Below are 23,667 nucleotides of genomic sequence, written 5' to 3'. Positions count from 1 at the left end.
CCCCCGGCGCCCGGCGCCGGCGGGGTGGGCCGTGGGCGGTGGGCGGTGGGCCTCAGCCGAGCCAGCCGGGCCGGACCAGCCCGGATTCGTAGGCCAGGACGACGAGTTGGGCGCGGTCCCGGGCGCCGAGCTTGACCATGGTCCGGCTGACGTGCGTCTTCGCGGTGAGCGGGCTGACGACCAGCCGGCGGGCGATCTCCTCGTTGGACAACCCCATGCCGACCAGGGCCATCACCTCGCGCTCCCGCTCGGTGAGCCGCTCCAGGCCCGCCGCGCAGGCGGGCTGTCTGGAGCGGGCCGCGAACTCCGCGATCAGACGGCGCGTGACGCCGGGGGACAGCAGGGCGTCGCCGTCCGTCACCGCCCTGACCGCGCGCAGCAGTTCCTCCGGTTCGGTGTCCTTGACGAGGAAGCCGGAGGCGCCGGAGCGGATGGCTTCGAAGACGTACTCATCGAGTTCGAAGGTGGTCAGCATGACCACCCGCACGGCCGACAGGGTCCCGTCCCCGGTGATCGACCGGGTCGCGGCGAGTCCGTCGAGGCCCGGCATCCGGATGTCCATGAGGACCACGTCGGGGCGCAGGGCCCGGACGAGCCGCACCGCTTCCTCGCCGTCCGATGCCTCGCCCACGACCTCGATGTCGCTCTGGGCGTCGAGCAGGGCCCGGAACCCTGCCCGGACGAGCAGCTGGTCGTCTGCGAGCAGGACGCTGATCACGGTTCCTCCTGATGCGGGGCGGCCGTCGGCGGGAGTCTCGCGATCACCCGGAAGCCGCCGTCCGGGCGGGGACCGGCCTCGATGGTGCCACCCAGGGCGGCGGCCCGCTCACGCATTCCGGCGAGGCCGTTGCCGCTGCCGCCCGCGGGATTCCCGGTGGCCGGGCCGTCGTCGTCCACCCGTAGTTCGAGGCCGTCCGTCCGCCAGGCGAGCCGGATGCGGGCGGTGCGCGAGCCGGAGTGCCGCACCACGTTGGTCAGGGCCTCCTGGAGGATGCGGAAGGCGGCGAGGTCCGCGCCGGGCGGCAGGGTCTGGGGCCGTCCCTCGGCGGCGGCGGTGACGGTCAGGCCGGCGGCCGCGGCCTGGTCGAGGAGTTCGGGGAGGCGGTCCAGGCCCGGGGCGGGCGCGCGCGGCGCGGCGCCGGGGGCCCGGAGGGTGTCGAGGACCAGGCGGACCTCGCCGAGCGCCTCCTTGCTGGCCGCCCTGATCGTGGTGAGCGCGGTGCGCGCCTGCTCGGGGTCGGTGTCGAGCAGGGCCAGGCCGACCCCCGCCTGGACGTTGATCACGGAGATGCTGTGGGCGAGGACGTCGTGGAGTTCGCGGGCGATGCGCAGCCGCTCCTCGTCGGCCCGGCGGCGGGCGGCCGCCGCCCGTTCGAGCCGCTCCCGGGACCACTGCTCGCGGCGGACGCGGACCAGTTCGAAGACGGCGAGCACGGCGAGGATCCAGGCGGTGATGCCCAGCTCCTGCGTCCAGGGCGCCGGGCCGTCCCCGGCGGGTGGCAGCCACCGGTAGAGCCAGTGCCCGATGAGCAGGTGGCCGGTCCACAGCAGTGCCACGGCCCCCCAGGCGGCCCTGCGGTGACCGGAGACGACGGCGGCGAAACAGGCCACGGCCAGGCTGACGAAGACGGGGCCGTAGGGGTACCCGGCTCCGAGGTAGACCAGGGTGACGGCACTCACCCCGCAGACCACGGCCACCGGGTGGCGGTGGCGCACGACCAGCAGGGCCGGCCCGAGCAGGAGCAGGATCCGGGCCCACCCGTCGAGCGGCATGCGACCGCTCTGCGCCTGCGCCGCCCATCCGGACCCGACCTGTGCCAGGACGGCGACGAGCAGCGCGGAGCGCCGGCCCGGGCCCCGCCCGGCTCCTTCCGCCCATCGTCGCCACGGCGGACCGTGGCGTTCGCGCTGCTGTTCCATGACCGCCACGCTAGACGTGGGCCCGCGTCACCGGCGTCACCCCGGCGTAGCGTCTTCGGTGTACTCCCCCGGTAGTACACCCGAGTACGCCGCACCCCTCCCCGCGCGCCCCGCGGCGCAGCACGATCCGGCCAATCCATGATGCGTGCATGACATCTCACGACCCCTGTGGGACATTCCGTGACGCACTCCGCACCGGCCTCGCACCACACCCCCACAAGGACGTGTCAAGGAGGAGCGACATGCTGCACCTCACGCAGCCCCACCGGACGAAGCTCGGCGTCGCCGCACTGGCGCTCGCGGCCACCGTCGCCGGCGTCACGACCGCCACCGCGTCACCCACCGCCGACCAGAAGGTCGACGGCGTCATCGTCGTCGCGGGCAACACCTGCGGCTGGACCAACGCACGGACCGGCGCCAATCCCCCCGCCGCCCTCACCGTCGACCGCACCAGCATCAACAAGCCCGGCGGCAACCTCACCTGCGACGGGGGCATCACCGCCTCCCTCAACAACAACCCGGCCTTCACCTTCGACGACACCGCCGCGACCGCCCGGACCGACCTGATCGACATCACCGGGCAGCAGAGCTTCGTCTCCTGCCGCTACAAGGCCACCAACATCGTGTGGGACCGCGACGGGACGACCAGGAAGTACGTCAACAGGGCCTTCACCGCCACCAAGACCTCGGGCAGCTTCCTGTGCCCGGGCTCCGTCACCACGGCGGCCGGGGGCGCCTCCATGCTCTTCCACTGACCGGCGGCCGGGCCCGCTCGCACCCGCTCGGGCCGGTACGCCGCCAGGGCGGGCGCGAGCGGGCCCGGACCGGAACCGTACGGCCGGACGGGGACCCCATCGGAACCGTACGGCCGGACGGGGACCCCGCACCGCCCGAACCGGAACCGTGCGCCGCAAGGGCCGCCGCCCCCGGCGTCAGCCCAGCGTCGCGGGCGTGGGGCCGTCGGGCCGGACCGTGATGCTGTACGCGGCGCCCTCCGGGACGGAGCGGAAGCGCGGCGCGGGGGCGGGCAGCAGGTGCTCCAGGAGGACGGTCGACTCCAGGAGGGCGAACCGCAGGCCCAGGCAGGCCCGCGGTCCCATGCCGAACGGGAGGTAGCTTCCCGGGTGGGCGGGGCGCCGGCCGGGGACGGTGAAGCGCGCCGGGTCGAACCGCCCGGGATCCTCCCACACCCCCGGGTCGCGGTGCGTGAGGTAGGGGCAGACCAGGACGTCGGTGCCGGCCGCGATCCGGTACCCGCAGAGGACGTCGTCGCGCGCAGCGCTGCGCGGCAGCATCCAGGCGGACGGGTAGAGGCGTAGGGTCTCGTGTACCAGGGCCTGCACCGCCTGCCGCCGCTCGGGCGAGCCTTCGGCGCCCGCGGCCAGGGCCCGTTCCCGCGCCCGCGGGTTCCGGTCCAGCAGGAGGTGGAGCCACGTCAGGGTGGTGGCGGTGGTCTCGTGACCGGCGACCAGGAGGGTGACCAGCTCGTCGCGGACCAGCCGGTCGGTGTACTCGGGGCTCGTTCCCGCCGCGTCGAGCAGCACGTGCAGCAGGCCCGGGCCGTCGGGTCCGGCCGTGCCGTCGCGGGCGGCCTCGATGGCGCGGCCCGCCACGGCGTCGATCCGGGCCAGCTCGGCCGCGACGGCCCCCCGGGCGGCGCCCCCGTCGGCCGGCAGGGTGGGCAGCTCGGCCACCACGTGCGCCACGGCGCCCAGTTCGCGCTCGGTCACGGGGTCGAGGGGATGCCCGGTCAGGGACCGCCAGATGGTGTCCAGGGCGAAGCGGCGCATCTCGTCGCCGACGTCGAAGACCCGACCGGTACGGGCGTACCCGGCCCAGCGCGCCGCGGCGGTCCGGGCGGCTCCGGTGATCCGCCGTTCGTAGCGGCGCATCCCCCGGCCGGTGAACTGGGACTGCAGCAGCCGCCGTTGCCGCTGCCACGCCTCACCGGTGGCGGCCAGGACCCCGTCGCCGATCAGCAGCCGGGCCCGGTGCGAGCGTTTGACGTACCGGTCCGGACGGAGCGCGAGCACGTGCTGGACGGCCTGTGGCTCGGTGACGAGGACCGTCGGCCCGGAACCGGTGCCGAGGTCCAACGCCGCGATGCCGCCGAGCCGTTCGCGCGCCCGGGTGAAGAGGTCGATCGGTTCCCCTCCCCCGGCCCTCCACTCGGCGACGAGGGCGGGGTCGAGGCCGGGGACCGGGCGGTCCGCCGGGGACGGGACGGGGAGGCGGCCGGGGCTGGCTTCGGTGGCCACGGTGGGCTCCTGTTCGGCGGGTGTGCGGCGTCACGTGCCGGGTGCGGGCATCACGCACTGTAGGGGAGCGCGGGCTCCCCGCGACAGGCCGTCCTCCGACGGGGCCGGTTCGCGCCCCTCCCGGTCGCCGTCTGGCCGAACTCCGCCGGAATCCGGCTGCCGTTCGCCTGGTGTATCCGCTGCCGTCACGTCAGGCTCCCTGTCCGGTACCCCGGCCACGCTGTGCTGGGGGCGCTCAACCACCCTCAACCACAGAGGTCGTACCGCCATGGCAGAACTCAACCGCCGCCGTTTCCTGCAGCTCGCGGGCGGCGCCGCCGCCCTGACCATGCTCGACGAGAGCATCGCGCGGGCCGCCGCCATCCCCGCACAGGGGAGCACCGGCACCCTCGCCGATGTCGAGCACATCGTGGTCCTCATGCAGGAGAATCGTTCCTTCGACCACTACTTCGGCGCGCTGCGCGGCGTCCGCGGCTTCGGCGACCCGCGCCCGGTGACCCTGCCCAGCGGCAAGTCCGTCTGGCACCAGTCCGACGGTACGAAGGAGACACTGCCCTTCCGGCCCTCGTCCGACCACCTCGGCATGGAGTTCCTCCAGGGCCTCAACCACGACTGGGCGGGCGGCCAGAGCGCCTTCAACAAGGGCCGGTACGACAACTGGGTTCCCGCCAAGACGCCCACGACCATGGCCCACCTGACGCGCGAGGACATCCCCTTCCACTACGCCCTCGCGGACGCCTTCACCATCTGCGACGCGTACCACTGCTCGTTCATCGGCTCCACCGACCCCAACCGCTATTACCTCTGGTCGGGCCACACCGGCAACGACGGCACGGGCGGCGGCCCGGTCCTCAACAACGCCGAGGCGGGCTACGGCTGGACCACCTACCCCGAGCGCCTGGAGGCGGCCGGGATCTCCTGGAAGGTCTACCAGGACATCGGCGACGGCCTCGACGCGGCCGGCTCCTGGGGCTGGATCAACGACGCCTACCGCGGCAACTACGGCGACAACTCCCTCCTGTACTTCAACAGCTTCCGGGGCGCCAAGCCCGGAGAGCCGCTGTACGAGAAGGCCCGGACGGGCACCGACGCCAAGGCGGGCGAGGGGTACTTCGACCGGCTGCGCGCCGACGTCGCCGCCGGCACGCTGCCGCAGATCTCGTGGATCGCCTCCCCCGAGGCCTTCAGCGAGCACGCCAACTGGCCCTCCAACTACGGCGCCTGGTACATCGCGCAGGTGCTGGACGCCCTCACCTCCAACCCCGACGTGTGGGCCCGTACCGCGCTCTTCATCACCTACGACGAGAACGACGGCTTCTTCGACCACGTCGTGCCCCCGTACGCCCCCGCCGACGCCTCCCAGGGCCTGTCCACCACGCCCACCGCCCTGGACGTCTTCCCCGGCAAGCCCGGGTACGTCGCCGGACCGTACGGCCTCGGCCCGCGCGTCCCGATGCTCGTCGTCTCCCCCTGGAGCACCGGCGGGTACTCCTGCTCCGAGACCTTCGACCACACCTCGGTCATCCGCTTCATGGAGCAGCGCTTCGGGGTGCGGGAGCCCAACATCTCGCCGTGGCGCCGCGCCGTGTGCGGAGACCTCACCTCCGCCTTCGACTTCGCGCGCAAGGACACCGCCTCCGTCCGGCTGCCCGACACCGGGGCCTGGTTCCCGCAGGACCGCGACCGCCACCCCGACTTCCGGCCCGCCCCGCCCGCCGAGGGAGCCGTACCGCGCCAGGAGAAGGGCCTGCGCCCCACGCGGGCGCTGAAGTACGCCCCGTACGTGGACGGCGCCGCGCTGACCGGGGAGGGGAAGTTCCGGCTGACCTTCGGCGGCGGCCCGGAGCTGGGCGCGCAGTTCCACGTCACCTCCGGCAACCGCACCGATGCCCCCTGGACCTACACCGCCGAGGCCGGCAAGTCGATCGCGGACACCTGGAACACGCGGTACTCGTCCGGGGTCACCGAGCTGACCGTGCACGGCCCCAACGGCTTCCTGCGCGGCTTCCGCAACCCCGGCACCACCCCCGGCCCCGAGGTCACCGCGCGCCACAACGCCACCACCGGAAACCTGGACCTCACCCTCACCAACGCCGGGGCGTCGGCGGCGACCCTGACGGTCACCAACGCCTACGGGGGCGGGCCCAAGCGCCTCACCGTCGCCAAGGGCGCGACGGTCACGTACGCCGTTCCGCTGAGGAACACGCGGCGCTGGTACGACGTGACGGTCACCGCGTCCGGGGCACCGGACTTCCTGCGCCGCTTCGCGGGCAAGGTCGAGACGGGAGCGGCCGGCCTGTCGGACCCCGGGATCCTGACCGACCAGTCCTCCTGACGCCCGTCCCGAGCGGTCGCCCGGCGGGCGGCCGCTCGGGTCCGCCCCGCGCCCGTACCCCTACGCGGACTCCGGCTCCGGCAGCCAGTCGCGCGCCGGGTCGTACTCCAGCCAGCGGCTGCGCCCGGCCTCCTCCGCGAGCCCGGCCAGCAGCGCGGGCAGCCCCGGGTGGGGGTCTGCGGCGCGCCACAGCAGCGACCAGGCGTAGAGCGGGGTGGGCCGCACCAGCGGCACGGACCGGATGTCCGGGGTCCGCGGGAGCGGCACGTCCGCCGGCATCAGCGTGAAGCGCCGCGGGTCGCCGCGGAGCCCGGACAGGAAGTGGTCGGGGCCCAGGTTCGGGCTCTCGGCGTGCTCGGCGACGCCGAAGCGGCGGGCGAAGCGGTGCAGGAAGTCGAGGCGGTCCAGCGCCCCGGGGGTCCACAGCACGCCGCCCCGCAGCTGTTCGGGCCGCAGCTCGGGCTCCGCCGCCAGCGGATGGTCCGCTCCCAGGACCGCGTCGACCGGCTCCAGGCGCACCAGACGGTGCGTCAGTCCCGTAGGCAGCGGCGGGTGGACGCGCCCGAAGGCGGCGTCGACGTCCCCGTGCAGCAGCGCGGCGGCCACCGAGGGCAGGTCCCGGCCGTGGCCCGGTTCCAGGGCCGCCTCCCCGGCGGCCGCCGCCACCGGGGCCAGCGTCCGCATCGGCGCGTACAGGTGGCCCCACACGTCGACCCTCAGCGGCCGGTGCCCGTCCCGTACGGCGGCCACGGCGCGGTCGGCGGCGGCGAGGGTCCGGCGCGCCGGTTCGAGGAACCGGCGCCCCGCGTCGGTCAGCCGGACGCCCTGGCCGCCACCCCGGTCGAACAACGGCGTGCCGAGGGCGGACTCCAGGCGGGCGATCCGTTTCGACAGGGCCTGCTGGGAGACGGCGAGCGTCCCGGCGGCCCGGCCGAAGTGCAGTTCCCGTGCGGTACCCACGAAGGCGCGCACCTGCGCGAGATCAAGATCCACGCCCTCACCTTAGGCGACAACCCCTGGTTGTCGTCCGCTCCCGCGGGTTGTTGGACCGCTCCGCGGGCCCGCCGCTTCCATGGCGGGCATGAGGAGACTGATTCCCACGGGAGATCCGGCGCGGCCGGTGGAGTTCGCCGAGGACGCCCAGCCGGTACCGGCCGACGGCGAGGTGCTGGTCCGTGTCGAGGCGTTCGCGCCGAACCGCGGCGAGACGTTTCTGCTGGAGCGGCCGAAGCCCGGTCTGCTCCCCGGCAAGGACGTCGCGGGGCTGGTGGTGCAGGCGGCGGCCGACGGTTCCGGCCCGCCCATCGGGACCCGGGTGGTGGGCCATCCGCCACTGGGCGGCTGGGCGGAGTACGTGGCCGTACCCACGCATGCGCTGGCCGTCCTGCCCGACGGCATCGACGCGGTCCGGGCCGCGGCGCTGCCGCTGGCCGGGATCACGGCCCTGCGGCTGCTGCGCACGGTGGGGAGCCTGGCGGGCCGCCGCGTCCTGCTGACCGGCGCTTCGGGTGGCGTGGGGCACTACGTCACCGAGCTGGCGGCAGCGGCGGGCGCCGAGGTCACCGTGGTGACGGCGACCGCGGCGCGCGGGGAGCGGCTGCGGCGGCTGGGCGCGGCGGCGGTCGTGCACGAGGTGGCCGCGGCGCGGGGGCCGTTCGACGTGGTGCTGGAGTCCACCGGCGGGCCGGCCCTGGCGGTGGCGCTGTCCCGGCTCGCGCCGGGCGGGCTGCTGGTGTGGTTCGGGCAGGCCTCCAGGACCGCGGCGACCCTGGACTTCTTCGACTTCTTCGCCGGTCCGGAGGGCGCCTCGATCCGGCACTTCCACTACGCCGGGGCCCCGTACGCCGGCGATCTGGACACCCTCGTACGCCTGGTGGGAGCCGGGCGGCTGCACCCGGAGATCGACCGGGTCGCGGACTGGGAGCGGACCGCGGGGACGCTGGTGGACCTGCGGGAGCGGCGGATCCGCGGCAAGGCCGTGCTGACGACGGGCCTGGCGACGGGGGCGGCCCGATGAGCCGGGCACCGGCCGCGGCCACGGCCACGGACACGGCCACGGCCACCGCATCCCCCGAGGACGTCCTCGTCGCCACCGCCGCTGTCGCCGAGGAGCGGTTCAGCCGGGCCACGGGGGCCGGGCTCGACCCGCACGAGTACCGGTGGGTGACGGGCGGGCCGGCTCTGGCCGACGGCTGGGCCGAGGCGTTCGCGGCCACGGGCCGGCGCCACCTCGCCCGCGCGGAGCGGGCGGCCTCGACCGTCTCCGAGGGCGGGCACCTCCAGGTCGCCGCCCGCTGGTTCCACTTCGCGACGCTGGGCCCGGACCCGCGGGGGCGGGCCCAGGCGCGGGCCGCCGCGGAGGCCGACGCGGCCATGGGACGGGCGCTGGCCCTGCTGGAGCCGGGGGCGCGGCGGATCGAGGGGGCCTCCTTCGCCGGCTGGCTGCGCGGTGCGGCGGACGCGGCGGCCACCGTGGTGGTGGTTCCGGGCCTGGACTCCGGGAAGGAGGAGTTCCACGCGGTCACCGGGGCGCTGCTGGACCGGGGGCTGGCGGTGTTCGCCATGGACGGGCCGGGCCAGGGCGTGCTCGCCCCGTACAGCACCCTGCGGCCGGACTACGAGCAGGTGGTGGCCGGGGTCGTCGACGCGCTCGGCGTCGACCGCGTCGGGCTGATCGGCCTCAGCCTGGGCGGCTGGTACGCGGCGCGCAGCGCGGCCCTCGAACCCCGCGTGGCCGCGGCGGCCACGGTGAGCGGGCCGCTGCGGCTCGAATGGGACGGTCTGCCGCCCGTCCTGCGGGAGCTGCTCGCCCGGCGCTCCGGCGGGGTGGGGCGGGCACGCGCCTTCGCCGGCCGGGTCGACCTGTCGGGGGTGGCGCCGGACATCGCCTGCCCGCTGCTGGTGGTGGACGGCGGGCGGGACGTCATCCCGGGTGTGGCGAACGGGGCGGGGCTGGCCGCGCTCGCCCCGCGCGGGGAGTACCTCCTGGTCCCGCACGGCGACCACCTGCTCGGAAACGCCCACCCGCACTGGCTGGCCCGCACCGCGGACTGGCTGGCCGAAGCACTGACGGCCCCCGGCCGGCCCTGACCGGACCTGACCGGCCCCTCCGGCCCAGGACCCGGACCCGTGCCCCTGCCCTGCCCCCGGACCGGGCGCCCGACCCGCACCCCGCCCCCCGGCACGCTCCGCTCCCTCCCCGCCACCCCCGGTGCCCGGCACGGGTCGCAGGGGCGGGAGCGGGGACGCAGCATGGAAGGAGGTCCGTCCGGGTGAGGAGGTCTGCATGACCGATGGGCAGCCCGCGCCCCGCGCCCCGCGCGCCGGGGCACGGCGCGGGGCGGTGAGGTCCGCGGCGGCCGGGTCCTTGGCCGCGGGCGCTCTGCTCGACGTCCTCGGCGTGGCCGCCATCGTCCTGGACGCCGCGGGCCGCATCACCCTGTGGAGCCCGCAGGCCGCCACCCTCTTCGGATACACGGCCGAGGAGGCCCTCGGCCGGTACGCGGCGGCCCTGCTGGTCGCGGACGAGGACCGCGAGGAGGTGCTGGGGCTGTTCGCCCGGGTCATGGCGGGCGGGGACTCGGGCTCCTGGGCGGGGGTGTTCCCCGTACGCCACCGGGACGGCCGTACCGTGCTGGTGGAGTTCCGCAACATGCGGCTGCAGGCCGACAACGGCCGGTTCTTCGCGCTGGGCCTCGCCTCCGAGCAGGCCACCCTGCGCCGGGTCGAGCGGGACCTGGCCCTCTCCCTGCGCCTGGTCGACCAGTCCCCCATCGGGCTGGCCGTCCTCGACACCGATCTGCGCTACGTGCTGGTCAACCCGGCGCTGGAGCGCATCAACGGCGTCTCCGCCGACCGGCACCTGGGGCAGCGGATCGCCGAGATCCTGCCCTTCCTCGACGGCTCGGCCATCGAGGCGCRGATGCGCGAGGTCATGGCGACCGGCGTGCCCGTGCTGGACGAGTTCACCACCGGCCGGATCGCCGCGGACGACGAGGGCGAGCGCGCCTGGCTGGTGTCGCTCTACCGGCTGGACGACCAGGCTCACCGGGTGATCGGCGTCGCCGTGTCGCTGATGGACGTGACGGAACAGCACCGTACGGCCGTGTCCGCCGCCCACGCCCGGCGGCGCCTGTCCCTGATCGCGGACGCCTCCGTCCGCATCGGGACCACCCTCGACCTGGACATCACCGCCCGGGAACTCGCCGACGTCGCCGTCCCGGAGGTCGCGGACATCGCCGCCGTCGACGTCCTCGACACGGCTCTGACGGGTCTGCGGCCGGGCGGGGATCCGGGCGATCTGAGCGTACGGTTCCGGGCGCTGGCGGTGAAGTCCGCCTACCGCACCCCCGCCGAGGCGGCCGCCGACCCCGTCGGGGACGTCGCCCTGTACGGCCCCGCCCGGCTGGTCTCCCGCTGCGCCCGCACCGGTCGGCCCGTCCTCGTCCCGCACGTGCTGCCCGAGGACCTGCCCCGGATCGCCCGCGACGAGGACGCGGCCCGGCTGCTCGGCGAGGCGGGCCTGCACTCGTACCTGGCGGTGCCGCTCATCGCCCGGGGGCAGGTCCTGGGCGCCCTGGACCTCAAGCGGGCGCGCAACCCGGCGCCGTTCGGGCCGGACGACGTGCTGCTCGCCTCGGAACTCGCGGCCCACGCGGCGGTGTCCATCGACAACGCGCGCTGGTTCCAGCGCCAGCGGCAGGCCGCCCTCACCCTCCAGCAGCACCTGCTCCCCCAGTCTCCGCCGGCGGCCCCGGGCCTGGACATCGCCTACCGGTACCAGCCGGCGGGGGCCGCCGACGAGACCGGCGGCGACTGGTTCGACGTCATCCCCCTCACCGGGGAGCGCACCGCGCTGGTCGTCGGGGACGTGATGGGCAGCGGCATCAACGCCGCCGCCACCATGGGCCAGCTGCGGGCCACCGCCCGCGCCCTGGGCCGCCTGGGTCTGGATCCGGCGACGGTCCTGACCCACCTGGACGCGGCGACCACCGACCTCGGCGAGGCGATGGCCACCTGCGTCTACGCCGTCTACGACCCGCACACCCGGCTGTGCCTGTTCTCCACCGCCGGTCACCTGCCCCCGGTCCACCTGCGCGTCGGTCGTCACCCGCAGCTCCTGCGCCTGAAGTCGGCGGTCCCGCTGGGCGTCGGCGGCATCCCGTTCTTCACGACCTCGCTGACCCTGGCCCCCGGGGACGAGCTGGTGCTGTACACCGACGGGCTGGTCGAGACCCGCGACCAGGACATCGACACCCGGCTGCTGACCCTCACCGACCTCCTGGCCGGCCCGCACCGCCCCATCGAGGAGACCTGCGACCTGCTCCTGTCCGCCCTGCGCCGTCCCGACACCCACGACGACGTCGCCCTCCTGATCGCCCGCACCCTCTCCTGACGGAGCCCGGGTCAGGGGTGGGGGGAGCGGGAGCGGATGCGGGCCGCGAGGACGGCGACGTCGTCCTCGGCGTGGAGGGCGTCGAGGCCGCCGACGATCGCGTCCGCGGCTTCGGCGATGCCGGCGCCGCGCGGCAGCCGCACGGCGGTGAGGCGGGCCAGGGAGGTGTCGATGTCCTCGCCCCGGCGTTCGACCAGCCCGTCGGTGTAGAGCAGGAGGGTCTCGTCGGGGGCCAGGGGGTGGGCGGCGGACTCGTAGCCGCCGAGGCCGGTGCCCAGCGGGGGGCCGACGGGGACGTCGAGCAGCCGGCCGGTGCCGTCGGCGGCGAACACCGCGGGCGGCAGGTGGCCGGCGCTGGCGTAGACCGCGGTCCCGCGGGCGGGGTCGACCCGGACCAGGAGGCAGGTCGCGGGGCGCCGCCCGGCGTCCTCGGAGACCACGGCGTCGAGCTGGCGCAGCACCCGGTGGGGGGCCAGGTCGGTGGAGGCCACCTCGCGCAGGGTGGAGCGGTAGGCGTTCATGTCGACGGCGGCGTCCAGGCCGTGGCCCATGACGTCCCCGACGACCAGCAGGGTCCGCCCGTAGTGCAGGCGCACGGTCTCGAACCAGTCGCCGCCGACGAGCGCGCTCGGCCCGACGGGCAGGTAGCGGCCCGCGATGAGGAGGTTGGGGTGCGGCCGGCCGGGGTCCGATACGAGGGCCCGCTGGAGGTCGAGCGCCACGCTCTCGGTGGCGGCGAGCCGCCGGGCGTGCCGGACGTGCACGGCGGCGACCCGCGCCGCGAAGTGCAGCGCGGCGGCCTCCCGGTCGGTGAAGGCCGCGCCGGTGCGCGCCACGAGGAGGATCCCGTACGAGGTCCCGTGGCGGGCGAGCTCGACGGACAGGCCGTGCACGGGGGGACCGCCCGGCCGCAGCGTCCAGCTGCGCAGCGGGTGCCCGGCGTCGACCGCCCGGACGGCCGCGCCCGCTCCGGGGCCCGGGGGCCGCAGCAGGCCGGAGGCGCCCGCCTCGGCCACCCGCTCGACGCGGCCGGCCTCACCGGTCAGGTCGACGGCCACCGCGTCGCAGAGGGCGCGGAAGAGGAAGGCGGCGAGTTCCCGGCAGGTGGTGTGCTCGTCGTCGGTCGTGCCGATCGCGTCGAGGATCTCGTCCGGCGCCGGGACCCACGCGCGGCTGTCGCGATCCGACACGGTGCCTCCGCCCGCCGGGCGGCCCCGTGCGGGCCGCCGGTGGTTCCATTCCACCAGTCCCCGCGCGCCGGGCGGGGCAGCGCGCCGGACGGCCTTCACCTGCGCGGGGTCAGCCGCTCCCACAGGAAGGTGTGCACGAGGGCCTCGTTGAAGGCGGTCTGCCGGTGGTCGGTGGCGCCGCCGTGGCCGCCGCCGAGGTGCTCGTGGAAGAGGACGGGGTGGCCGAGTTCGCGCAGCCGGGCGGCGGCCTTGCGGGCGTGGCCGGGGTGGACCCGGTCGTCGCGGGTGGAGGTGAGCAGGAGCAGGGGCGGGTACGCGGGCCCGTCCGCGCGCATCCGGTGGTACGGGGAGATGTGCTCCAGGTGGGGCCGGTCGGCCGGGTCGTCGGGGTCGCCGTACTCGGCGGTCCAGCTGGCTCCGGCGAGGAGCTTGTGGAAGCGGAGCATGTCCAGCAGGGGCACGTGGGCGACGACCGCGCCGAACAGTTCGGGGTCGCGGGTGAGCATGGCGCCCATCAGCAGGCCGCCGTTGCTGCCGCCCTCGATGCCCAGCTGGGCGGGGGTGGTGACGCCGCGGGCGGTGAGGTCGCGGGCGACGGCGGCGAAGTCCTCGAAGGCGCGGACGCGGTTGGCGCCGAGGGCGGCCTGGTGCCAGGCGGGCCCGTACTCGCGGCCGCCGCGGATGCCGGCGACCACGTAGGTCCCGCCGCGCGCGAGCCAGGCCCGGCCGGTGACGGCGCTGTACTGCGGGACCATGGAGATCTCGAAGCCGCCGTACCCGTAGAGCAGGGCGGGGCCCGGGCCGGGGCGGTCCTCGGGGCCGATGACGAAGTAGGGCACCCGGGTGCCGTCGGCGGAGGTGGCGAAGTACTGGCTCACGGCCAGGCCGGCGGTGTCGAAGAGCGCGGGTCCCCGCTTGACGGCCTCTCCCCCGTCGGCCGCTCCGGCGGTGCCCCGGTGGAGGGTGGAGGGCTGGAGGAAGCCGGTGACATTCAGGAAGTACTCGTCGCTCTCGTCCGGGTCCGTGCACACCACGGAGGCCGTGGACAGCGGCGGTACGCCGGCGAGCGGGGCGCGGGTCCAGCCGTCGGGGCCGGGGGTGAGGAGCTCCAGGCGGGAGGAGACGTCGGCGCGGGTGGTGAGGAGGAGGTGGTTGCGGGTCCAGCTGTGGCCGCCGAGCGCGGTGTGCGCGTCGGGGGTGAACAGCACGTCGGGCTCGCGCCCGCCGGCCCGGAAGGCGTCGAGGTCGAAGGCGAGGAGGCTGCCGGGGGCGTGGCCGAGCCAGGGCGAGCGGGGGGTCACCATCAGCCACTGGCGGTGGACGGAGGCGACGGYGTCGTCCGGCACGTCGATCTTCTCGGGCGGACCGTCGGGGTCCGCGGGGAGGAGGAACAGCTCCTGGTTCCAGAAGTCGATCTGGCGGGAGACGAAGTCCCGTTCGAAACCGGGTGTGTGGTCGCGCCAGCCGGAGGCGGAGAGGTCCGAGGGGCGGCCCTCGTAGACGGTCTCGGCGGACTCGACGGGCGTGCCGCGGCGCCAGCGGCGGACCTGGAGGGGGTAGCCGGAGGGGGACATGGATCCGGGGCCGAAGTCGGTACCGATCCACACGTGGTCGTGGTCGATCCAGCCGATCCGGGTCTTGGCCTCCTCGACGGCGAAGCCGCCGTCCACGAAGCGGAGGGTCTCCAGGTCGAACTCGCGCACCACGCAGGCGTCGGCGCCGTCCCGGGACAGCATGACGAGGGCGTGGCGGTGTCCGGGGGCGAGGACGGCGCTGCCGGCCCAGGCCCACTTCTCGCCCTCGGCCCCGGCGAGACCGTCCAGGTCCAGGACGGTCTCCCAGGCCGGGTCGTCGGTGCGGTACTCCTCCAGGGTGGTGCGCCGCCAGACGCCGCGCAGGTGGTCCGCGTCCTGCCAGAAGTTGTAGAGGTGGGGGCCCCGCCGGACGACGTACGGGATGCGCCCGTCGTCGTCGAGGACCTCGCGCACCTCGCGTTCCAGCACCTTGAAGTCGGTGCCGGTGGTCAGCGCGTCGACGGTCTCGGCGTTGCGCTCGCGGACCCAGGCGAGGGCGGCCTCGCCGGACACGTCCTCCAGCCAGAGGTACGGATCATGGTCGTGCGGACCGGAGGGCTCACGGGTCACGCCGGGGGCTTCGTCGCTCATCCGTCGATTGTGCCCGACCGCCCGCACCCCGGGCCCGACCGCGGGCCGTGCGCGGCCCGGTCCCCGTCCTGGGCGGCAGGGTGGTCACGGTGCGGGCGGTGGTCATGCCGGCGGCGCTCCGCGCCCTGGCCGCGACAGGGGCCGCCCGCACACACGACTCCGTGCCCCGCCGTCAGGCCGAGGCCTCCTCGGTGCGCCGGTGGACGGCGTCCAGGGCGGTCAGTTCCGCTTCCGTCAGGCGCAGGGCTGCGGCGGCCACGTTGGCGGTGAGGTGRTCGGGGTTGCCCGTGCCGGGGATGGCGAGGACGTGCGGGCCGCGCTGCAGGGTCCAGGCCAGCCGGACCTGGGCGGGGCTCGCGTCGTGCGCACGGGCCACGGCGAGCAGTTCCTCGCCCTCCGTGCCGCTCGCGCCGCCCTCGCGGCCGGTGGTGGCGATCGAGTAGAAGGGCACGAAGGCGATCCCCTCCTCGCCGCAGAAGCGGACGAACTCGTCCTGGTCGGGCCGCATCCCCATGCCGTACGGGTTCTGCACGCACACCACCGGGGCCACGGACCGGGCCTCCGCGAGCTGTTCGGGGGTGACGTTGGAGACGCCGAGGTTCCGGATGAGCCCGGCCTCGCGCAGCTCCGCCAGCACTCCGAAGCGCTCGGCGACGGAGGCGCTGCCGCCCGGGATCCCGGACACCCGCAGGTTCACCAGGTCCAGGTGGTCGCGGCCGAGCTGGCGGAGGTTCTCCTCGACCTGGCCGCGCAGGCCGTCGGGTCCGGCGTGCTCCGCCCACTCCCCCGACGCCCGGCGGGCGGGGCCGACCTTGGTGGCGATGACCAGGTCCTCGGGGTAGGGGCCGCCGAGGGCGCTGTTGATCAGCTCGTTGGCGGAGCGGAGCGGGGAGAAGTAGAAGGCGGCGGTGTCGATGTGGTTGACGCCGAGTTCGACCGCGCGGCGCAGGACGGCGAGGGCCCGGTCCCGGTCGCCGGAGACGGCAGCGGCGCGCAGGGCCGCGCCGTTCTGGGGGATGCGCATCGCTCCGAAGCCGAGGCGGTTGACCTCCAGGTCTCCGAGCTTCCAGGTCCCCGACGCCGCGGCGGTGATCGTTTCAGTGGTCATGCCGGAATGATCCACCAGCCGGTACGCTCACGGCCACGGATTAGGGCATGTGTGAATCCATGGGAAGGCAGGGGCGTCTTGATGCGGCGCGAGGGACCGGCCGGGCCGGTCAGGCTGGCGTTCTCCGCCGGCGACCTGGCACAGATGCGCTTCGCCGTCTCCCCGATGTGGGAGGTCGGGACGAGCATGCGGCTGCTGAGGTCCGGGGCCGTCCATCCCGTGCACGGCCGGTGGACGGCACAGGTCCGGCCGCGGCTGGCGGCGGCCGGGCTGGACCGGGGCTGGCTGGCCGAACTGGTCGCGCCGAAGGGCTTCGTGCCGGACTTCCTGAACCCCGCCCCCGACGGGCCCGCCCCCACCCTGGCCCAGGAGCTGGCCCGCGTCAGGGCCGCGCCCGCGGCCGCGGTGCGCCGGGACCTGGACCGGCTGGCCCGGGAACAGGGGCGGCTCGGTCCCCGGTCGCGGGCGCTGTACGCGGATCCGCAGGGGCGGCTGGCCCGGGTGGCGGAGGAGGTCGAGCAGTACTGGGAGCTGGCTCTGGGCCCGTACTGGGCGCAGCTGCGCACCGTGCTCGACGCGGACGTCTTCCACCGTTCCCGGCAGGTGGCCGAGCAGGGCGCCGCCCGTCTCCTGAACGATCTGCACTCCTCGCTGAGCTGGTCCGACAACGCGCTGCGGCTGGCGCTGCGGCAGCGTTCCCTGTCCCGCAGGACGGCGGGGTCCGGGCTGGTGCTGATCCCGTCGGCCTTCACCGGGCCGGTGCCGCTGACCCGGGTGGCGCCGCCGGAGCCGCCGCAACTGGCCTATCCGGCACGGGGTACCGGCGCGCTGTGGGCGTCCCGCCCGGCCGTCGCCGGCACCGCTCTGGAGGCCGTGCTCGGCCGTTCGCGGGCCCGGCTGCTGGCGGAGCTGGACACTCCGGCCTCCACCACGGAGCTGGCGGCCCGTACGGGGCTCTCGCCGGGCGGGGTGTCCGGGTACCTGAGGGCCCTGCGTGACGCCGGCCTGGTCAGCGCCCACCGCGCGGGCCGCTCGGTCCTCTACGCCCGTACGGTGGTGGGCCAGTCCCTGCTCACGGCGGGCTCCGCCTGAAGGTTGCGCATTCACCCTCCTCGGCGGAGCACGGAGCGTTAGGGTCGGCACCGCACAGCGTCGCCCCGGCGGCCGAGGGCAGGCCGGGGCCGGGGAGGAAGAGGCCGCTTTGAGTGGTGGGCAGACAAAACTGGCCGAGCACCCGGTGCTGGTCGTCATCGGCGTCATCGCCACGATCATCGGCGCGGTGGCGGCGGGCAAGGACCTGTTCTCCTCGGAGGATCCGCCGCCCAGGGCCTCCGCCCCGGCTCCGGCCGTCCCGGGGCCCGCGTCGACGCCGGACGGCACGGCCGACACGCCCACGCCGTCGCCGACGCGGACGCGCACGGCCGAACCCGAGCCGGGCCCGGAGACCGAGGAGCCCGACCCCGGGCGCTCACTGCCGGAGTCCCGGACCTCGGCGCCCGAGGCCCCCCGCGTACCGAGCGCCAAGGCCCAGCCCCCCGCCCACGCGGGCCCCCTGCTCGTGCGCATCGACATGGGCACGACCGGGAAGGTGGGGCCGAACACCTATCGGGCGCGGTCCACGCCCGGCGCCGACACCTACGTCCAGGACTCGGGGGGCCGCCTGGACCGGGGCTGCTACGTCCAGTGGACGCTCAAGCGCGGTGGCGAGGTGGTGCAGCTCGCGCGCAGCGAGCGGTGCAGGCCGCCGAGCATCACGCTCTTCAACTTCGACAGCGGCAGCCTGGGGGAGGTCGGTTCCTACACCCTGACGGCCGACGTCACCACCGACTGGAGCCAGACGGCGAGCAGCACGGTCACGTTCGAGGTCGTCCCCCGGTAACCCAAGCGAGTAGACACTGTCTACCGAGGCTGGTAGACAGTGTCTATGGATGAGAGCCCGCTGCGCGAGCGGCTGATCGACGTCGGTGTGGAGATGGTCACGGCGGAGGGGACCGCCGCCCTCGGGCTGCGGGAGATCGCCCGGCGGGCCGGGGTGTCGCACGGGGCTCCCCGGCGGTACTTCCCCACCCACCAGGCCCTGCTGTCGGCCATCGCCCGGCGCGGGTTCGCCGATCTCGGGGCCCGCTTCGCGGCGGCCGGCACCGGGCAGGACACGCCGCGGGAGCGGGTGCGGGCGCTGGCGACGACGTACGTGGCCTACGCCCTGGAGCAGCGCGGGATGTTCGAGCTGATGTTCCGCCACGATCTGCTGGACAGCACCGGGCAGGAGGGCTCCGACGGGCCGCGGCTGCGGGAATCGACGCGGCCGCTGTTCGCGATGCTCGTCGGGCTCGTGTCCCGCTGTGGTGCGGCCGATCCGGAGGTCACGGCCGCCGCGCTGTGGGCGAACCTGCACGGGGTTGCCCAGCTGTGGGGGGCGGGCAGCCTGCCCCTGGTGCTCGGGGGCGGGGCGGACGGGGCCGGTACGGACACGGGGGCCTACATCGGCCGGCTCGTCGGCGCCGCGCTCGACGCGCACCTCGGGGCGGACCCCTCGTGAGGCCGTCGATCGCACTGCTGGCCAGCGCGGCCGGGGCGGCGCTCGTGGCCCTCGACGGCACCGTGCTGATCGTGGTGCAGCCCGCCCTGCGCCGCGATCTGGGGGCGAGCGCGGCCCAGGTGCAGTGGACCAGCACCGCCTACCTGCTCACCGTCGCCGCCTTCCTGGTGATCGCCGGACGGCTCGGGGACCGGTACGGGCACCCCCGGCTGCTGCTGACGGGCTCGCTCGGCTTCGCCGCCGCCTCGACGGGGATCGCGCTGGCCCCCGGAGTCGGCTGGGTGATCGCGCTGCGCGCCGTCCAGGGCCTGTTCGGGGCACTGTTGCAGCCCGCCACGCTGGCCCTGCTGCGGGTCGCGTACCCGCGGGAGCGGCTGGGGTCCGCGGTCGCCGTGCGGACCGGGACGATCGCGGTGGCCGCGGCGGCGGGGCCGCTGATCGGCGGGGTGCTGGTCGCGCGGGCGGACTGGCGGTCGGTGTTCGTGCTCAACGTGCCCGTGGCGCTGGCGATCGCGGTGCTGACCTCGGCCCTGCGGGTCCCGCCGCCCGCGCGCGCCGACGCCGGTGCCGGCCGGCTGGGGACGGCCGCGCCCGCCCTGCTCGCGGCGGCGCTCGGAGCCTGCGTGTACGCGCTGTCCGGCGTACCGGAGCACGGCTGGACGGGGGCGCCCACGTTGCTCGGTTCCGCGGCGGCCGTGGGGCTCGGGGCGCTGTTCGTCCGGGTCGAGCGGCTCGGTAAGCGGCCTCTGGTGCCGGCCGCGGTGGCCCGGTCCAGGCCGGTGGCGGCGTCGATGGCACTGCTGATGGCGGTCTCCGCCGGGATGTTCGGGGCGCTGTTCACGGCCACGTTCCTGCTCCAGGACGTACGGGGGCTCGGTCCGCTGGAGACCGGGGTGCGGGTCCTGCCGCTGACCGCGCTGATGGTGGCCGGGGCGCCGGTGGCGGGCCGGGCCGTGCGCCGGTACGGGGCGCGGGCGACGGCGCTGACCGGGACGGGGCTGGTGGTGGCCGGGATCGCCGGCCTGGGCTCGGGCGGGCCGGTGGCGTTCGGGGTGCTGGGCGCGGGGTTCACCGCGGTGATGGTCACGGCCACCGGGACGGTGGTCGGGGACGCTCCGCCCGGGTACGCGGGGGTGGTGGGCGGGCTCAAGCAGACGGCCGCGAACGTCGGCCCGTCGCTGGGGATAGCGGTCGCGGCGGGCGCCGGAGCGGCGGGCACGGGGCCGGAGGCGGGACCGGCGCTGCCGGTGCTGGCCGGGGTGGCCGCCGTAGGGCTGGCCGCGGCGGCGCTGCTGCCGGGCCGGACACCCGTGGGGGCGGTGTCCGACCCGGCGGGGGTCAGCGGGTGAGGGTCCGGCGCCGGCGGGGGTCAGCGGGTGAGGGTCCGGCGCCGGACGGGGGTCACGGGGGTGAAGGTCCGGCGCCGGGGGGGTTACGGGGTGAGGGTCCAGCGCTGGGCGGCGGTGCCGGCGCAGGCGGTGCGGGTGAGGGCGGTGCCGTCGGCTGTGCCGGATCCGGCCGGCGTCAGGCACTGGCCGCCCGTACGGAGACTGCCGTCCGGGCCGGGCTGCCAGCTCTGGCCGGGGGTGCCGGCGCAGGTCTGGACGGTGACCGCGGCGGGGTCGGTGCCGTCGAGGCAGACCCCGGCGAGGCCGGTGAGGCGGCCGTCCGGCTGGAGGGTCCAGCGCTGGTTCGGGCCGCCGTGGCAGGTGTACAGGGTGGGCCGCGTCCCGGGGGCAGTGGCGCTGTGCGGGAGGTCCAGACAGCTCGTGGAGGCGGAGTTGACGAGGGTGGCGTCGGCGGGGAACGGCGTCGGCCGGCCGGTGAGCGTGAGTTCGGCGGCGCTGGTCCACGGGCCGCGCCCGCCGGCTTCGGTCAGGGCCCGCAGCCGCAGGTAGCGGCCCGTTCTGGGGGCGAGGGGGACGGTTTTGGCGGCCGGGGTGTCCGCGAGCGTGCCGGTGGCGGCCGGGGTGCCCCAGTCGGCGGTGGTGTCGGAGACGTAGACCTCGTACCCGCCGATCCGGCCGTTGACCCCGCCGTCCTGCCGCGGGAGGTAGCCGAGGGAGTCGACGGTGTACCGGGCACCGAGGTCGATGCGGATCTCGTGCGGGAGGGCCGCCGGCTTGCCGGAGGACCAGGCCGTGTGCCAGATCGTCGACGGGTCGCCGTCGAAGGCGTTGCGGGCGGCGCCGTTCTCGGCGGCGGTCTCCTGGCTGTCGGCGGAGACCAGGCTCCAGGCCGCCTGCGGGATCGGCGCGGAACCGGTGGGGATCGGGTCGGCCGCGGGGACGGCGGTACCGGTGGCGGTCACGCTGAACGCGCCGCTCTTCGTGCCCGTCTTGACCCACAGGACCCCGGAGCGGTCGGCGGGGTCGAAGAACCAGCCGGTGTCGGCGGAGTCGTAGGCGGCCTTCGACCCGAGGCGGGACAGCACGCTGCCGTCCACGGTGAGCGCCCCGGGGGCGGAGGACACGTGGAGGGTGAACTCGTAGCCCCGTGAGGCAGGTTGTCCGGCGTAGGAGCCGGCGGGCGCGCCGACGGAGACGGTGACCGTGCCGGGGCCGGTGGTGGGCGCGGTGACGTCCACGCGCTGGCGGGCGTACGCGCCGGACTCGAACGCGCGGGTGCGGCCGTCGTCCTCGTAGAGGCTGAAGGTGGAGTTCCCGCGCGGGTGGACGTCGTAGGTGAGGGTGGAGACGGGCTTCTCCCCCGTGTGGTTCATCTGCGGCCACATCGGGACGACGGCACCACCCTTGACGAACAGCGGGAGCGTGTCGAGGGGGGCCTGGTAGCCGTTCAGCCAGCCCGGTCCGGCGTACGTCCTGCCGGTCCAGTAGTCGGTCCAGGTCCCGGCGGGCAGGTAGATGCCGTCACGGACGGAGGTGTCGGAGACGACGGGGGCGACGAGGAAGGAGTCCCCGGCCATGAACTGACCGCTGGTGAGGTTCCCGCGGGCGACCGGGTCGTCGGGGTATTCCAGGACCATGGCGCGCGTGCTGGGGACGCCGGTGTCGTGGGCGGCCCGGCTCATCGTGTAGAGGTAGGGCATCAGCCGCATCTTGAGCTGGAGGTACTTGCGGTTGACGGACAGGTACGGCTCGGCGAAGCGCCAGGGCTGCTTGTCCTGGTAGCCGGCCGAGGGGTTGGTGGCGCCCCAGCCCGACATGGTCATGAAGGCGGGGGTGAAGGCCTTCCACTGCAGGTCGCGGACGTAGGTCTTGGGGCTGCCGCCGAAGATGCCGTCGACGTCGCCGGAGGCGTAGTTGAGGGCGGACAGGCCCGCCCCGGCGATGGCGGGGACGTGCCAGCGCATGGCGTCCCAGGTGCCGCTGGTGTCACCGGTCCAGACGACGGCGTTGCGCTGGGTACCGGCCCAGCCGTCCACGGTCCACACGTAGCGGCGGGCGTCGGAGTTCTTCTCGATGCCGTCGACGGCCTGCTGGACGCCGTTGAAGGCGTACTTGTAGCCGCCGCCGATCCAGGCCACGTCGGTCTTGACGCCCCGGCTGCCGGCCGTGCCCACCTCGTCGGCGATGGCGCCCAGGCCGGTGGAGGTCCACAGGCCGGTCTGGAAGCCCTTCGCCTTCAGGGCGTCCACGGTGGACTTGAGGGGGGCCGTATAACCGCAGCCGTAGCCGTCGTTGGGCAGGAACCAGCCCGAGGGCATGTCGGCCGCGCGGGCGTCGGCGGCATAGCCGGCCACGTCGGCGGTCGTCTGGTGGCGGAGGCGGTTGTGGTCGCCCTGGTAGTCCGGGTTCGAGGCGTTGAAGCAGTCGGCGTTGCCGAGCTCGAAGCCCCAGGCCGGGGCCAGGAAGGGTTTGCCGCTGACGTCGGTGTACGCGTCGAGGACCGACTTGAGGGAGTCGCCGGTGAAGTACCAGGCGTCGAAGCGGTTCTCGTCGTGGGTCAAGGTGGTGGGGGCGTCGAAGGCGTACGAGCCCGGGGCCCAGGTGTTGCGCATGACGCCGTAGCGGTTGGTGGACATGTAGAAGGGGGCGGGGCTGGCGTTGTCGTTCTCGCGCCACTTGTTGTCGACGGCGACCGGGACGGTCTTGCCGCGCAGCGCCCACTCGCCGAGGCGCAGCCCGGTGCCGTAGAACTGCTCGTCGGCGCCGCGGGCCAGGTACTGGGTCGTGTGGCCGCCGCCCCAGCTGGTGGGCTGGGTCTCCTCCCAGACGGGGGTGGAGTCGTCGGCGCGGTAGACGGAGAAGCGCAGGGGCGATTTGTTGACGTGGATGGAGAGGCCGCCGGTGGTGATCCGGTAGTACGTGCCCGCGTCGGTGGAGTTCGCGGCGATGGGGCCGAAGTCGGTGGTGGGAGCGAGGTCGGAGCCGGCCGGATCGTCGGAGAAGGAGCCGTCGGGGGACAGCCAGAGCCGGAAGATGTCGGCGCGGGCGACGACCACGCGGGCCTTCGCGCCGCTGGTGGTGCTGACGGTGAAGGTGCCGCCCGCCTGCGCGAGGCCGGTGACCGAACCGGCCGTGGAAACCGGGGCGGCGGGCGCCGGTGCGGCCGCGGCGCGGGCGGGACCGGCGGCGGCGAGTCCGGCGATCGCGAGGGCCGCGGCGAGCAGGGCCGCGAGCGGGGACCGGCGGGCGGGTCGGGCGGGGCGGCGGGGCTGGGGTGGCGGGTCGATGACACTCATCGGGCAGCTCCTCGTGCGGTCCGGGTCGCGGACACACCGCTTTGGCATGCTCTCGGCAAGATAGCGGACCCCGGTGGCGTTTTTGAAGGAAGCTGCTCGAAGTGGTCTCCAT

The 23,667-nt window shown here is 75.3% G+C and carries 17 protein-coding genes; 9 read left to right on the top strand and 8 right to left on the bottom strand.

Features of this window, described 5'->3' with window-relative positions; translation table 11 throughout:
* Window positions 1-52: 52 nt before the first annotated feature.
* On the bottom strand, window positions 53-718 hold the full coding sequence (locus AB4039_RS00185) for a response regulator transcription factor (protein WP_266836489.1): 666 nt from the start codon (window positions 716-718) through the stop codon (window positions 53-55).
* A complete protein-coding gene (locus AB4039_RS00180; protein WP_442269655.1) occupies window positions 715-1,920 on the bottom strand; it encodes a sensor histidine kinase in 1,206 nt (401 codons plus the stop codon). Before AB4039_RS00180 ends, AB4039_RS00185 begins: the two co-directional genes overlap by 4 nt.
* 242 nt (window positions 1,921-2,162) lie before the next feature.
* On the opposite strand from AB4039_RS00180, the gene AB4039_RS00175 reads away from it, so the two are divergent.
* Window positions 2,163-2,675: a hypothetical protein gene (locus AB4039_RS00175; RefSeq protein WP_266836493.1), complete on the top strand. Its 513-nt coding sequence runs from the start codon at window positions 2,163-2,165 to the stop codon at window positions 2,673-2,675.
* Between the two features lie 177 nt (window positions 2,676-2,852).
* On the opposite strand, the gene AB4039_RS00170 is transcribed toward AB4039_RS00175, so the two are convergent.
* The gene (locus AB4039_RS00170) at window positions 2,853-4,178 is read right to left on the bottom strand and encodes a cytochrome P450 (protein WP_442269654.1); all 1,326 of its coding nucleotides are present in this window, start codon (window positions 4,176-4,178) and stop codon (window positions 2,853-2,855) included.
* A gap of 268 nt (window positions 4,179-4,446) precedes the next feature.
* Here AB4039_RS00170 and AB4039_RS00165 point away from each other — a divergent pair, with 268 nt between their 5' ends.
* Window positions 4,447-6,513 (top strand): phosphocholine-specific phospholipase C, encoded by a 2,067-nt coding sequence (locus AB4039_RS00165; RefSeq protein ID WP_266836497.1) that lies wholly within the window; start codon window positions 4,447-4,449, stop codon window positions 6,511-6,513.
* Window positions 6,514-6,573: 60 nt separating this feature from the next.
* Here the strand turns inward: AB4039_RS00165 and AB4039_RS00160 are convergent, their stop codons facing one another.
* Window positions 6,574-7,506 carry a LysR family transcriptional regulator gene (locus AB4039_RS00160; RefSeq protein ID WP_266836499.1) on the bottom strand — a complete coding sequence of 311 codons (933 nt, stop codon included), beginning with the start codon at window positions 7,504-7,506 and terminating at the stop codon, window positions 6,574-6,576.
* Window positions 7,507-7,594: 88 nt separating this feature from the next.
* On the opposite strand from AB4039_RS00160, the gene AB4039_RS00155 reads away from it, so the two are divergent.
* The 3 genes from AB4039_RS00155 to AB4039_RS00145 all read left to right on the top strand — a co-directional run bounded on the left by AB4039_RS00155 (window position 7,595) and on the right by AB4039_RS00145 (window position 11,908).
* Window positions 7,595-8,530 (top strand): zinc-binding dehydrogenase, encoded by a 936-nt coding sequence (locus AB4039_RS00155; RefSeq protein ID WP_266836501.1) that lies wholly within the window; start codon window positions 7,595-7,597, stop codon window positions 8,528-8,530.
* Window positions 8,527-9,603 (top strand): alpha/beta hydrolase family protein, encoded by a 1,077-nt coding sequence (locus AB4039_RS00150; protein WP_266836503.1) that lies wholly within the window; start codon window positions 8,527-8,529, stop codon window positions 9,601-9,603. Before AB4039_RS00155 ends, AB4039_RS00150 begins: the two co-directional genes overlap by 4 nt.
* 196 nt (window positions 9,604-9,799) lie before the next feature.
* A complete protein-coding gene (locus AB4039_RS00145; protein ID WP_442269653.1) occupies window positions 9,800-11,908 on the top strand; it encodes a SpoIIE family protein phosphatase in 2,109 nt (702 codons plus the stop codon).
* An 11-nt stretch (window positions 11,909-11,919) separates the two neighbouring features.
* Here the strand turns inward: AB4039_RS00145 and AB4039_RS00140 are convergent, their stop codons facing one another.
* From AB4039_RS00140 to AB4039_RS00130, 3 genes are all read right to left on the bottom strand, one after another.
* Window positions 11,920-13,098 carry a PP2C family protein-serine/threonine phosphatase gene (locus tag AB4039_RS00140; protein WP_266836507.1) on the bottom strand — a complete coding sequence of 393 codons (1,179 nt, stop codon included), beginning with the start codon at window positions 13,096-13,098 and terminating at the stop codon, window positions 11,920-11,922.
* Between the two features lie 95 nt (window positions 13,099-13,193).
* The gene (locus AB4039_RS00135; protein ID WP_442269652.1) at window positions 13,194-15,263 is read right to left on the bottom strand and encodes a prolyl oligopeptidase family serine peptidase; all 2,070 of its coding nucleotides are present in this window, start codon (window positions 15,261-15,263) and stop codon (window positions 13,194-13,196) included.
* 172 nt (window positions 15,264-15,435) lie between these two features.
* Window positions 15,436-16,371 carry an aldo/keto reductase gene (locus AB4039_RS00130; RefSeq protein ID WP_266836511.1) on the bottom strand — a complete coding sequence of 312 codons (936 nt, stop codon included), beginning with the start codon at window positions 16,369-16,371 and terminating at the stop codon, window positions 15,436-15,438.
* Window positions 16,372-16,452: 81 nt separating this feature from the next.
* Between AB4039_RS00130 and AB4039_RS00125 the strand changes: the two genes are divergently transcribed.
* The 4 genes from AB4039_RS00125 to AB4039_RS00110 all read left to right on the top strand — a co-directional run bounded on the left by AB4039_RS00125 (window position 16,453) and on the right by AB4039_RS00110 (window position 20,259).
* Window positions 16,453-17,463: a DUF5937 family protein gene (locus AB4039_RS00125; RefSeq protein WP_442269651.1), complete on the top strand. Its 1,011-nt coding sequence runs from the start codon at window positions 16,453-16,455 to the stop codon at window positions 17,461-17,463.
* 109 nt (window positions 17,464-17,572) lie between these two features.
* Window positions 17,573-18,250, top strand: a complete 678-nt coding sequence (locus tag AB4039_RS00120; protein WP_266836515.1) for a hypothetical protein — start codon at window positions 17,573-17,575, stop codon at window positions 18,248-18,250.
* 45 nt (window positions 18,251-18,295) lie between these two features.
* Window positions 18,296-18,910 (top strand): TetR/AcrR family transcriptional regulator, encoded by a 615-nt coding sequence (locus AB4039_RS00115; RefSeq protein ID WP_266836517.1) that lies wholly within the window; start codon window positions 18,296-18,298, stop codon window positions 18,908-18,910.
* On the top strand, window positions 18,907-20,259 hold the full coding sequence (locus tag AB4039_RS00110) for an MFS transporter (protein WP_266836519.1): 1,353 nt from the start codon (window positions 18,907-18,909) through the stop codon (window positions 20,257-20,259). The genes AB4039_RS00115 and AB4039_RS00110 overlap by 4 nt, the downstream gene beginning before the upstream one ends.
* Window positions 20,260-20,342: 83 nt before the next feature.
* On the opposite strand, the gene AB4039_RS00105 is transcribed toward AB4039_RS00110, so the two are convergent.
* Window positions 20,343-23,555, bottom strand: coding sequence for a TIM-barrel domain-containing protein (locus tag AB4039_RS00105; RefSeq protein ID WP_442269650.1), 3,213 nt, complete (start codon window positions 23,553-23,555; stop codon window positions 20,343-20,345).
* Between the last annotated feature and the right edge of the window lie 112 nt (window positions 23,556-23,667).

The organism is Streptomyces sp. M-16 (genome assembly GCF_052114405.1).
In the GTDB taxonomy this organism is placed as follows: Bacteria; Actinomycetota; Actinomycetes; order Streptomycetales; family Streptomycetaceae; genus Streptomyces.
The sequence above is the reverse complement of the archived record's forward strand: the minus strand, read 5'-3'. Positions and strand labels throughout refer to the sequence as shown.